General features: G+C 39.1%; 10 protein-coding genes. 3 read left to right on the top strand and 7 right to left on the bottom strand.

The features are described 5' to 3' along the window. Positions 1 to 112: 112 nt before the first annotated feature. Positions 113 to 1327 (bottom strand): MFS transporter, encoded by a 1215-nt coding sequence (locus BMY14_RS05905; protein ID WP_091830073.1) that lies wholly within the window; start codon positions 1325 to 1327, stop codon positions 113 to 115. Between the two features lie 299 nt (positions 1328 to 1626). Between BMY14_RS05905 and murQ the strand changes: the two genes are divergently transcribed. The 3 genes from murQ (at position 1627) to BMY14_RS05890 (ending at position 5087) form a co-directional block, all read left to right on the top strand. Beyond that, on the top strand, positions 1627 to 2529 hold the full coding sequence (gene murQ / locus BMY14_RS05900) for an N-acetylmuramic acid 6-phosphate etherase (protein WP_091830071.1): 903 nt from the start codon (positions 1627 to 1629) through the stop codon (positions 2527 to 2529). A 34-nt stretch (positions 2530 to 2563) separates the two neighbouring features. Then, positions 2564 to 3949 carry a PTS transporter subunit EIIC gene (locus tag BMY14_RS05895; RefSeq protein WP_091830069.1) on the top strand — a complete coding sequence of 462 codons (1386 nt, stop codon included), beginning with the start codon at positions 2564 to 2566 and terminating at the stop codon, positions 3947 to 3949. A 64-nt stretch (positions 3950 to 4013) separates the two neighbouring features. Next, entirely contained in the window at positions 4014 to 5087 is a 1074-nt protein-coding gene (locus tag BMY14_RS05890; RefSeq protein WP_091830067.1) for a DUF871 domain-containing protein, read from the top strand. Positions 5088 to 5194: 107 nt separating this feature from the next. Here the strand turns inward: BMY14_RS05890 and BMY14_RS05885 are convergent, their stop codons facing one another. From BMY14_RS05885 to BMY14_RS05860, 6 genes are all read right to left on the bottom strand, one after another. After that, positions 5195 to 6481 (bottom strand): DUF445 domain-containing protein, encoded by a 1287-nt coding sequence (locus BMY14_RS05885; RefSeq protein ID WP_091830065.1) that lies wholly within the window; start codon positions 6479 to 6481, stop codon positions 5195 to 5197. After that, positions 6481 to 7731, bottom strand: coding sequence for a DUF445 domain-containing protein (locus BMY14_RS05880; RefSeq protein ID WP_177177494.1), 1251 nt, complete (start codon positions 7729 to 7731; stop codon positions 6481 to 6483). Before BMY14_RS05880 ends, BMY14_RS05885 begins: the two co-directional genes overlap by 1 nt. A gap of 141 nt (positions 7732 to 7872) precedes the next feature. Further along, a complete protein-coding gene (locus tag BMY14_RS05875) occupies positions 7873 to 8301 on the bottom strand; it encodes a hypothetical protein (RefSeq protein ID WP_091830061.1) in 429 nt (142 codons plus the stop codon). 171 nt (positions 8302 to 8472) lie between these two features. Further along, entirely contained in the window at positions 8473 to 9693 is a 1221-nt protein-coding gene (locus tag BMY14_RS05870; protein WP_218144878.1) for a 6-phosphofructokinase, read from the bottom strand. Between the two features lie 274 nt (positions 9694 to 9967). After that, positions 9968 to 10648 carry a transaldolase family protein gene (locus BMY14_RS05865; RefSeq protein WP_091830059.1) on the bottom strand — a complete coding sequence of 227 codons (681 nt, stop codon included), beginning with the start codon at positions 10646 to 10648 and terminating at the stop codon, positions 9968 to 9970. Positions 10649 to 10762: 114 nt separating this feature from the next. Beyond that, entirely contained in the window at positions 10763 to 13117 is a 2355-nt protein-coding gene (locus tag BMY14_RS05860) for a glycyl radical protein (RefSeq protein WP_091830057.1), read from the bottom strand. Between the last annotated feature and the right edge of the window lie 225 nt (positions 13118 to 13342).

Below are 13342 nucleotides of genomic sequence, written 5' to 3'. Positions count from 1 at the left end.
ATACGATGTTATCTATGCATTTGCCATAAACCGAATCTTATCACACTGCAAAAAAAAATGCAAATCACGGCAGTAAAAAACAGACGAAACATGTTGCTTCGCCTGTTTTATATTAAATCGGTATATGATTATGAACTTTATGCTGATGTCCTATATAGTGGTAATATACGACCAGCCCAATTAAAAACAACATGGGTCCTGTGAACAGAAAAACATATTGTATGCCTATAACAGCACTAATGAAACTTCCCACTAATGGACCTACCATTGCACCCGATTGATTCGCCGCGGTAGCTAAACCAAACACCCGACCACGAAAATCAGCATTTGTCGATTTGACAAGCGTCGCGCTGACCGCTGGATTAGCACCGACAAAAAACAGACCAAACAAAAATTGAAAAACCCCAAACCCGACAACAGTTGCCGGAAAATATTGCAAAAAGTTGAAAACGCCTGCACCACAAAAAGCCAAGACCATCACAAAAAAATAACCTTTGCGCTGACCAAAACTTCCCCAAAACGTCGTTGACAAAGCCCCGGCAATCCCGCCAAGACTAAAAACAATACCAGATGTCAGTATGACACCATCCATTGAACCTTGCAGCTGCGCTATATATAAACTAATAACAGGTTGAATAACCATATTGGCAAAACTAATAATAAAGGAAAGTGCCAACATTTCAACTAACCTGCGATTGTGATATGCATATTTCAAGTCATCTAAAATTCCTTCATCGGCCTGCTTTGTATCCACACGTTCCACATGTTCAGGTTCTTTAACCAAAAAAGCCACCAGTAAAGTAACTAAAAACAACAAAATCCCGGCTAAAATAAAGGATGACCGCATGCCTACTACATGTGCTATGGCCCCACCCAAAAGCGGACCTAAAACCGTTCCGATAATCTGTCCCGTCTGGATTACGCCAAGACTATACCCAAGTTTATTTTGCGGCACACTCATCGAAACAATTGCCAAACTTGCTGGTAAAAAGCCATTCGCAAAACCTTGCAAAACACGAATGCCAAATAATTGCTGTGGACTTGTAACAAAAGCACCCATCAAATACACTAACCCTAAACAAAATCCAGCCCGAATCAGCATTGGCCTTTTGCCTTTTTTATCTGCCATTTTCCCCCAAATCGGCGCCATAATTGCTGCGACCAAAAATGTCACAGAAAATACAACCCCCGACCACATAGCAACATCACTTTCCACGACGCCGATTTCCAATAGATACATCGGTAAAAACGGTATCAGCATCGTATAGCTTGCTGATGTACAGGCCACACTAAACCCAAGGACAAAAAGATTTCTTTTCCAATTCATTCATTTCACCTAACTTACGAAAAAATAGTCTTTGGTAAGACCTCATCTTCTCTGCTTCAATTGCTGCTATCACTAGCGCAAGTATTTATATGTACTTTTGTTAAGTCCATATCTCTATATCATACCACTTTTCCTGCTGCAAATATAGATTATGCCAACAAAATATTCTAAGACAAAAGCATTCGCTGCCGAACATATTTATTTATTTTAACTTTAATACAGGAATCAAAGAATGAAATGTCTAATATTAAGTGGTTGTAAGGGATAAACTATACGCTCTGCAGAAAGAGGCCGCTGACATGATCCAACTAGAAAATTTAACTACTGAAAGCAGAAATAATGCCAGTGCATTTATTGATCAAACAACAACAATTGAACTTGTGCATTTAATGAATGAAGAGGACAAAAAAGTCCCGCAGGCAATTGAATCTATTTTGCCGCAAATTGCTGCTTCCATTGATCTCATTAGTAATCGTCTCCAAAAAGGCGGTCGTCTATTTTATATTGGCGCCGGAACATCCGGCCGTCTTGGTATCTTGGATGCCTCGGAATGTCCACCAACCTATGGCATCGAACCGGAGCTGATACAGGGAATCATCGCTGGGGGGCCTGCCGCGGTTTTTAAGTCACAAGAAGGGGCGGAAGATTCGCCGGAACTTGCCGCACACGATTTAAAAGAAAAAAAATTGCAATCACTGGATACGGTTGTTGGTCTTGCCGCATCGGGTCGAACACCTTATGTTCTGGGCGGACTAAACTTTGCAAAATCTATTGGAGCTGCTACCATTGCTATTACCTGCAATCAAAATTCGCCCATAGCTGAGATTGCTGATATTGCCTTGACTGCCGTTGTCGGGCCAGAACTCATTACCGGATCAACGCGCATGAAAGCCGGTACAGCACAAAAACTCATTTTAAATATGTTATCCACTGGCTGTATGATCCGCCTTGGCAAAGTTTATGGCAATCTTATGGTTGATGTAAAATCATCCAACTTAAAACTTGAAGAACGCGCCCGTCATATTGTTATGGAAGCAACTGGCGTAACCAGACAAGAAAGCATCGCCTGCCTCGCCCAAACAAATGGTCAGGTTAAACTTGCCATCTTCATGATTTTAAGTTCATTAGATTTAGACGCAGCCACAAAAATTCTTGATGAACATCAAGGTTTTATTCACAAGGCACTACAATCTTTACAATAGTTTCATTCATTTTTACTACACAGGAGGTTTCATTTTGACACATCAAGAAATCGCTGCTGCAATTTATCAGCTCGTTGGCCCGAAAGCCAATATCTTGTCTGCCGAAAATTGTATGACGCGTCTGCGCCTTATATTGAAAGACAACACTAAAATTGAGCTAAACTCATTGCAACAGATTGCTGGTGTACTTGGTATCAATGAATCCGGTCAGGAACTGCAAATTATCCTTGGACCAGGCAAAGTTACAAAAGTCAAAGAAGCCTTTGATATGATTCTACATACCCCAACGCCAAAACAAGTGAACAACAATATGGTCTCATCCGTGCAAGACCAATCTTGTATAAATATGGATGCTGGTGAGATTTTGCATCAGAAAATCCGGCAGAAAAATTCTACGCCGTTTAAACTTTTCTTAAAAAAAATTTCCAGTATCTTTCTTCCTTTAATTCCCGCGTTTATTGCTTGCGGCTTGATTACCGGCCTTTTAAATATTGCACTTAAACTTATGCCAGGCATAGAGCAGACCGCTGCCGTTCAAATTTTAAAAATTGCTGGCAATGCTGTCTTTTGGGGCATAAATTTATTTGTCGGTGTCAATGCGGCGAAAGAATTCGGTGCCTCACCTATGATTGGGGGGACGATGGCAGCTATTATTACGCACCCCGGTCTCAGCCAAATTACACTGTTCGGACAAGATCTCCTGCCCGGACGAGGCGGTATTATTGCCGTCTTGCTGGTTACTGCTTTTTCCTCGTGGCTGGAACAAAAAATACGCCCCCGCGTCCCTGAACTCTTAGAACTTTTTTTAACGCCGCTGCTCGTAATTTTAATTTCAACCTTTGCGGCTATCTTATTTTTGCAGCCACTTGGGGGCATCATTTCTGAAGCCATTGGGTTTGCTGCTACAAATGCCATTGAGCAGGGTGGTGCTTTTACCGGCTTCATCCTGGGCGGTGCTTTTTTACCACTTGTTATGACCGGTCTGCACCAAGGTTTAACCCCCATCCATGCGGAACTTTTAGCGCGCAGCGGTGTAACCATCTTACTGCCAGTTCTGGCGATGGCTGGTGCAGGCCAGGTCGGAGCATCCCTTGCCGTCTACGCTAAAACAAAAAATTCTCGCTTAAAAAAAACGATTGTCTCAGCCCTGCCTGTTGGAATCATGGGTATCGGTGAACCATTGATTTACGGTGTAACACTGCCGCTGGGCAAACCATTTATTGGTGCCTGCTTCGGTGGAGCGTTTGGCGGAGCGATTCAAGCCTTTAATGTAGTGGGCGCTACCTCAATTGGACTATCAGGACTTCCCCTTGCCGCAAGTACAGACCATATTTTATTTTATCTCGTAGGACTTATAACAGCCTACAGTGTCGGTTTTATTGCAACCTGGATCATAGGCTTTCAAGATCCTGAACTTTAAAGATACCATGTACGCTTGCTTTAAATTTATGCAAAAACTAAATAAAAAAAAGGAGCGAATGCAAATGAAAACGGGCATTGCAATCTATCTCGGATTGGATAATACGTTCGAAGAAAATATCCAATTGATCGAAACAGCTGCTAAATATGGAGTGCAGCGAATTTTTACCTCCCTGCACATTCCTGAAACAGATAAAAGCAGTCTAAAAAAGCAAATTTCTGAAGTTTTAAATATCGCTAAAAAAAACAATATGGAAGTCATAAGTGATATTTCTCCCGCCACATTAGAAATACTTGGAATTGAAAAATTTAATTTATCCGCATTTCAATTTCTCGGAATCCAAACCTTACGCCTAGATTATGGTTATGATGCCGAACAAATCACAAAATTCAGCCATAATACGAAAAAAATTCGAATTCAACTCAATGCCTCCACGATTACAGCACGTTTACTTATGGAACTAATGAAACTGGGTGCGAATTTTGCCAATATTGATTCACTACACAATTTCTATCCGCGCGAAGGAACAGGCATCAGCGAAGAAACTTTGGTACGAAAGAACTCTTTGCTTCACAAAGCCGGCATTCGAGTGGGTGCCTTTATTCCCAGCCAGCATCGCCGCCGATCACCTTTGAAAGCTGGACTTCCTACCCTTGAAATGCATCGACATAATGACGTAAGTCTTGCCGCACGGCATTTAGCCGCTATCGGGATAGATTCTATTTTCATTGGTGATTCCCTTCCCTCTATAGAAGAGCTTGAAACGCTGAGCCAGATTAAAGAAAACGAAATTGAAGTCAAAGCACAGCTGTTATCTTCTGATGAATTCACACGCAACCTATTGTCTCACACCTTTACCGCCAGAGTAGATGAAGCCCGTGATGCGGTTCGCGCTCAAGAAAGTCGTAGTTTACTAAATGGAACCTGTATAAAATCAGCCAATACCAAAGTACGTTCCTATGGAAGTATCACCCTCGATAATGAAGATTATCTACGTTATATGGGAGAACTTCAAATCATCAAAATGCCGCAGCCAGCTGATAAACGAGTCAATGTTGTCGGTAAAGTTTTAAATAATGAAGAATTTTTATTGAACTATATTATACCGGGGAAAAAATTCTCTTTTATATTTGAATAGACAGTATACGAAAAACAGCAATTCGTACCAGATGATCTGGCACAAATTGCTGTTTTTTAGTATTCAATTATAAATGCCCGCCTAACTGAGACAAGAATATTTATGGATCATTGCAATAATTGTGAAAGTGAAAATAAAATCAGCCCAATCAGTGCTCCCACTATCGAACCATTCATGCGTATCCATAATAAATCTGTTTCCACTTTACTATATACCAGCTGATTCATTTGGGCATCACTCATCGCCGAAAGAGCCTCTTTGACAATTGACCCAATCATAAGCTGTGCCTGTAAAACACTCCGTCCCATCATATCATATAAGAATTGATAAATTGTGTGCTGAATTTTTTCATCTGTCTTAAGTAAAACTAACCCACGATCAATCCCCGCTAAAATAATATGTGCTACCGGTGTTTGCAAAGCCAATAGATTGCTTGGTCCTCCCTCTTCATTTTCTCGTTTAAAATATTGTAAAACAAGTTTTAAACATTCGCTTAACTGTTCTTTAATCATTACAGATTCAACAATTTCACCTTGCCATTTCAGGACTAAGGTCTGCCAAGACTCATCTTTTATAATCCGGTTTATAGCAGTATAAATTTGATCCAATAACTGCCGTCTAAGTGGATGGTCTTTTTGCAGCAAATCTGTTGTTAAATTAAGAATTTGCTGTTGCAATACGGAAGCTGCCTCAGCAAAATTAAGAACATTGCTCAGCTGAGCTGCTGTTGTAAGGAAGGCCACAAAAATATTTTTATTTTTTTCTTCACTATAGGTTTGTATACTTTCTTGAATGGCTAATTTTGTTTCCTCTTGTGAAATCTTTCGCCTTATTTCTTCAATCAGATACGAAAACAGTTCTTCATTTTTTTCTTTTTCTACAAACCATGTTTTCAAATCAGCATAAATTTTTTCCTGCGGCACTATAGAAAGCTTCTTTTTTATTTCAGCTTCTACAATACCAGCTGTTTTTTGTATGTCGACTTGCTTAAGAGCATTCTCAAGATACTGCAAAATAATCCCAGACAAAAATTCCTTCATTTGATTTTTTTCCAGCCACTCCACGAATAACTGTAAAAGATTCAATTTACGAATACGAAACAATAACTTTTTTTTTGAAAAGAATTCTTGCTGAACCATATTGACACATGAATTCGTAAAAGCTTGCCGTTTTCGTGACAAAATTGCTGTATGATAAGGAAATCCTAATGGTTTGCGAAAGAGTGCTGTCACGGCAAACCAATCAGCCACGCCACCAACAAGGGCGGCCTCTGTGCAAAACAAAAAACCTTTTATATATAAGTTCTCAGGATATTGCAGTTTTAACAGCAAGGCTATAATAAAAAGAGCAGTCACAACGGCAAGGAGTTTATCTGCCTTATTCCAGTTCTTCATCAGCCCCACATCCTTTCCGCTAAAAACACAACCGTATACAAAACCATTCCGACCACAGCACCAACTAAAGATCCATTAATCCGAATCATTTGCAAATCATCCGCTATTTTCGTTTCAACCAATTCCACTAAAGCAGTATCCGAAAGTTCATTAAGACGATCTTGAATCAATTGCGTAATAACACTATGCTGCTCACGAATAAACAAATTTAAATTTAATTTTATCTTTTGGTCCACAAGCTTTTGCAAATTCTGATTTGCTTTGAATTGATTGATTTGTTCATCAATCAAACGATCTATGGAACTTTCCAAGACCGATGACATTTTAGCCTGTTCTCGTTTAATTTTACCGTTAATATAGTCCGTTATTTTCCGTGCAACTTGCAGTTTATCATGAATGATTTGTTTTTCCAACGTACTGATTTTAGTCTGATACTCCACCTTTTCACCTAAATCACAAATCTGTTGACTCAACCATGTTTGTAGTTTCAGTCGCAGTGGATGTTGTGTATTTTTGAGGTTTTTTACATATTCCCCTAATTCCGTCTCAACAATTTGTGCCAAACGTTCCGGTGATAAATCCAATACAAAGCCAACCATTTTTCGTCCGGTAGAATTTTTCTCATAATTATCTTTCATTGCTGCCATACTGTTTACCAAAAGCTTATGGGTTGTCTCGTCCAATAAAAGAGCATCACATTCATCAAAGAAAAAATCCATGGCTTCATTTCCATATTTATTATGAAGCGACTCTTGCATGATGGCAATGAGAACTGGTGCCAAATGAAATTCTTTTAAAGCACTCTTAACAACATTTTCTATTGTTTGACCAATCTCTACTGTATCTAATTCGGTAAAAATAGCATAAACCAATTGATTGATAACCCGCTTTACTTTCTCTTTGCCATCATGCTCTTCCAGATACATAATAAACATTTTTGCCATATCATATTGGTAGACGATCTTCATAATGTTTTCCGTATTTAGCAAATCACGTCCGGTAAATTCAATGATCTCATTGATAATACGCTGCCTATTTCGCGGCAATACTGCTGTGCGATAAGAAATTCCCAAAGGCTTACGAAAAATTGCTGTAACCGCAAACCAATCTGCCAGCCCACCGATCACAGCTGCTAAACAACCATTATTTAAAAGACCGCCAGCAAAACCAGCCGTATATGGATACGTAAACAAAAAACCGACAATACTTAAAGCTAAGGCGCCTGCCGCTTTATATTTGGGTTGAATCATGGTGCCACTTCCCACTCTTATATTTTCCATGTAAATAGTAACATTTCGCGTTATAGATCAATTTATCCTTTATAACGAACGATAAACTTCATTTGGGCAAAAAAAATCGGCAGATATAGTCTGTCGATTTAGTACGAAAACTTATTTACTCTCAATTTTTTGAAATTGATCTGGATGTTTATTAATATAGCTTAAACATTTATCAACCGATGTATCTTTAGTATAGACTACCCAATCTAGATTTTTTTGCTGAGCAATAGCTTTTTTGCTTTTCGTGTCAATTGTCGTAACCTCTATAAAGCGAAATTTCATTTCTTCTGGAATCGCTACGATATGCGAATATATAAATCGATTGTCTTTCTCCACCTCTATTGAAGCTAAAAATTCAATTGTCTTCTGACCGTTTAATTCTGAATAACTAACTTTTGGTGCAACACTCATTATAGCCCCGTTCGCATTTTCGATTTTGATAAAAGGTTTGCCATCGCACTGTGCCTGCATGGCAAAAACACTACCAACAGACAAAACCATTAAAATAGCCGCCATAGCTAAAATTCGTCGCAATTTCATAGAACATACCACCCTTATTTTGATTTGTATCAATACAACTTTCTGCTCTTTATATAGTAGTATAATCTTCTTTTCTAGGAATTGCATTTTAATTCAAAAACATTTCTCTTTCTAAAGCCAAAACTGTCTCCAATCTACAAAAAGCAGACAGATTTATCTGCCTGCAAAAATTCACTCTTTATAAAGTATTTTTTCTACCCGCGGGGCTCTAAACCTTGCCACTTTAAGTATTCCATTTCCTAAAAGCGGTCTGAGATAATCACGAAAAGCGGTCGTTACATTATTACCGCTATCATTAATAAACTCATCCGGCATTTTTTTAGTCAAACCGGCAACAGCCGCAAAAGGAACTAAATCATATTGTACTGCATAATTGCCAATCCTGCGGATTGAAACCGATCCGTCTTTTTCTTGTAATACCGAAAACTGTACCGCTTTTTCACCTACTTCACGAGCTTCTTTACAGTCTGTATCAGATAAACAGCCCAAAAAGCAGCGTTGAATGTAGCCAAATGTATCTGCACGAACACGTCTGATTTTCAGCTTATTTTTAAGTTTATCCGCTAAGAGTTTTCCGAGAGCACCATTACCCGAAATATTTGTATTGCCATGAGCATCTTTTTCCAATTCTTCTAAATATTTCGTCACAATTGGTACACCATTTGCATCAGCGATTCCTTCTGATACAGCAATGACGCAGCGTCCATAGCGATCATAAACTTCCTGTACATCCTTATAAAAAGTATCTAACTCAAATGGTCTTTCCGGTAAATAAATAAGATGCGGACCATCATCTTCATATTGCTTGGCCGCACTGGCTGCGGCTGCCAAAAATCCCGCGTTACGCCCCATGATAATTCCAATATAAATTCCGCCCAAAGCTCGCATATCAAGATTTGTCCCTGAAAAAGCCTGCATCACAAAGCGGGCTGCTGATCCATAACCTGGTGTATGATCATTTGTGCACAAATCATTATCAATCGTTTTCGGCACGTGAATGACTCGCATCCTATACCCTTCGGCCTTAGCATATTCATCCACGATTCGTGCCGTATCAGATGAATCATTTCCGCCTATATAAAAAAAATAACGGATTTCATGTGCTTTTAAAACCTTAAAAATTTCGCAGCAATAGTCTTTATCTGGCTTGACCCGTGTTGCCAGTAATGCCGATGATGGTGTATGAGCCACATCATCAAGATTTCGACGAGTCTCCTGTGTCAAATCAATAAAATCTTCATGGATAATTCCTTCGACGCCATGAAGTGCACCATAAATCCGTGTAATTTCAGGATATTTTTTTGCTTCTTCAATGATTCCAACTAAACTTTGATTGATTACTGATGTCGGCCCGCCCCCTTGGGCAATAACCGCCTTACCTATTAACGACAAAATGATCCCCCTTAATCTTCGATAAACTTTACTTATATATTATAGCGGTTTCTCCTTATACTTACCAGTCTTAAAAGTTTTTCTACTTTTCGAGAAACTTTTACCAACGAAACTCTTTTATTCCCACAAAAAATAATACGAAAAACCTCTGATTATTATACCATAAATCGTAAATCGTCCCCCAAAAAGAAGTACTACAAAATCATTTCGATTTTGTAGTACTTCAAATGGACCAATCAAGGCCTATATAAATTTTTTTCTAGCCGATCGACACTTAACAATCCGCCATTGTTTTTCCTTCACCCAATAATGAATAAAAGTCAGTCGTAAATACACCCACAGCATTTGTTGTAGAGTCATGCTGTACGAGAGAACGAAGTACATCAGGAGCCGCTGTTATCGAACCAATCCCTGCTTTGCAAAGTTCTAAGACCTGCTGAGAATTTTTGAAACTGGCGGCTAAAACATCCGCTTGAAGATTATGCAGACGAAACATCGAATGAATTACTTTAGCGGTCTCAATTCCATTCGCACCAAGGTTATCAATGCGATTTACATAAGGTGCTGTATAGCGTGCCCCGGCTTTTGCCGCCATAAACGCCTGCATCGCAGTATAAATTGCTGTCGCAGTAATATTTGTAATGCCTTTTGCATGCATAGCTGCGATTGCTTTGAATCCCTCTGCTGTTACTGGAACTTTCACATAAGTGCCTTTGCCTAATTCATCCCAAATATGCTGCGCCTCTTTTAACATAGTTTCTTTTTTCAAAGACACCAATTGTACATGCAAATCTGCCTGCTGCGGAATTACCCGGCGAATTTCTTTTAAAACCTGCATCGGATTTTTACCGACTTTTTTTAAAATAGAGGGATTCGTCGTTACTCCATCATATGGATATTCATCATATAAAGCTTTGATTTCCTCAACATCTGCGTGATCGATTAATACTAACATGTAAACAACACTCCTATAGTTTTCTAACACTTTTGTTATTTTTATTGTTTTTTATCACTCATTATTACATTACCTGTAAAAGTCAAAGTTTGCAAGAAAATTTTCATAAATATGTCAAATCGCATCATAAGAAGTACGCGCAATAATTTCATCCTGCAGTTTCCCATCCAGTTCAGTGAAATATGCTGTATAGCCTGCAACACGCACGGTTAAGCTTCGATAGTTTTCAGGATTCGCTTGTGCGGCTAATAAATCCTCTCGATTTAAAACGTTGAATTGAATATGCGGAATTTCCAAATCAACAAACGCTCGTAAAAACGCTGCAAATTTATGAATTCCAGTTTCGGTAGCGAAAAAGTCCGGCAGAAATTTCATATTCAAAAGTCCGCCATTCGTCGTAAGATTATTATCCAACTCTGCCACCGACTTAAGTACTGCCGTCGGCCCCTTACTATCACGCCCATAAACCGGTGACATACCACCATCAGCAAGCGGTGTACCAGCATAACGTCCATCCGGTGAAGCACCCACATTTTCTCCCATCGGAACATGCGCTGAAACTGTATACATACCGGTATGATATTTACCACCACGATAATTCGTATAGACTTGCAATTGATTTCGAAAATACCTTGCCCATTTTGCACCAATTTTATCGACCCAGGCAACATCATTTCCATATTTATCCACTTTATTTAATAGCATAGCTCGCACGATATCATAACCAATAAAATTATTCTGCAGTGCTTTTAACAAGATTTCACGTGTAATCTTCTGTTCATCATAAACTAATTTTTTGATGGCGGCCAAACTATCAGCAAGATTGGCGACTTGGATCATTTGAATACCTGATAAATTATAATGAGCCCCACCGCTGGTCACATCTAAGCCTTTTTCCATACAATCCTGGATAACAGCTGATAAGAACGGCGATGGTAAAATATCCATATGTGCTTGTTCAACTTGTTCACAAGCTTGAATCATCTTAGCCAAAAAGAAATCAATTTGTTTGGCAAAAGCATTTTCCAATTGCTCGAAGGTTTCATACGTATCGAGTCCGCCAAAATCTTTGCCTAATCGTTTTTCGGTAAGCAGACAAACACCATGGTTTAGGGTAAGTTCTAAAGTCTTATTCAAATTAAACATAGCGGCATCACTCCAGCCGAGATTATTGCCTTGCGTTGTAATCTCAACACAGCCTACAATTGCATAATTCAGCGCATCTGCGGGCTCAATGCCTAGCTCTAGAATTCCCGGAACAATAGATTTATCATTGAAAAACTGTGGCATCCCACTGCCTTTCGCTACAACTCGAATACTCGCCTCCAAAAGTTCTGTTGAAGTGCCTTCATTAAGACGAACCGAAAGATTGGGTTGTGGTAAACCGATAAATTCTTGTGCTTTCAATAATAAATAAGAAAGTTCATTTTCAGTTGACTGCCCTTGTTCATCAAGTCCGCCAACCGCTATATTAAAACCAATCGGAAATCCGGCAAAATATTTAGCACTGTGGGCATTTCGCATATAAACGATTTCATTGAATTTAAGCCAGAGACATTCAATAATTTCCAATGCTTTTGCCGGAGTAAGCTTTCCGGCATCCAGATCAGCTTTATAAAAAGGATATAAGTATTGATCCACCCGCCCTGGCGAAAAAGAGGATGCATTCGATTCCATCTGTAATACAACAAATAAGAACCATAAAGACTGTACCGCTTCATGAAATGACTTTGGTGGTGATACGGATAAATTCCGGCAAATCCCCGCTACATCAATTAGATTCGCTTGCTCTGCTTCGTTTGTTGTTTGTGCTGCTGTCGTTAGTAAAAGATCATGATAGCGCATCATAAAAGCATGTACACCATCCATAACCAACATAACACTTTGATAAAAATTTTGTTTTGTCCCCGTGGTCTTTACATATTCGACTTCTGCCTGCCGCTTAAGTTCAGTCGGTCCCGTAAGCAGCCAAGTCTTACAGTCCGGACAGATATGCCCTTGTGCATGATCTTTCTGATTGATTTTTACGACCGAAGCAATTGCATCGATTTCAGATCCATAACGTTTACGAATCACATCTTCTAAAGAACGATTCTCCCAGTATGGCTTAACCTGCTGGCGAAACAACAAAATATCTTCGTCATGTACATAAAATTTATCCTGTGGACGCACTGGTAATGTTTCAAATTCGCGATCAACCCATGAACTGCCACTTTCCGGAAAAACAACCCCCGCCCGAACACCTTTCGTACGATTCCCGACAATAAGCTCTTCTTTATCCACACCAATTTCCATTTTCAGCAAAGCATTTTTCAAGGCCAGTGCCCGCTTAATAATTACTGGTTCCTGTTCGTTTTCTTGATAAGTCTGCGTGATAATAAGGGCCTGCTCGATCGATGCATAACGAGGCTCAGCAAGCATTTTATTTTTCAGACGCAGTACTCTTTCACTTGCAGCATATGCTTCCATTTTATCCCTCCAACTATGCTTAGCTATTATTGTTTATCACTGTTTATTGTTTTATCTTATTTTAAGTCTTTCTTTCGTTATTTGCAAGAAAAAAATCGGTTAAAATAATACTCAGTTCACTATTGAAAATCATTATCATCTGTGTTATATTATATTTACACCTTCTTATCGACCTCTCTAAAATATAATATACACAAACAAAGCGTCCTGTATCTTTACATAAAA

This window comes from Propionispira arboris (assembly GCF_900109225.1).
Classification (GTDB): domain Bacteria; phylum Bacillota; class Negativicutes; order Selenomonadales; family Selenomonadaceae; genus Propionispira; species Propionispira arboris.
This window is presented reverse-complemented; position numbering and strand designations above follow the sequence as displayed.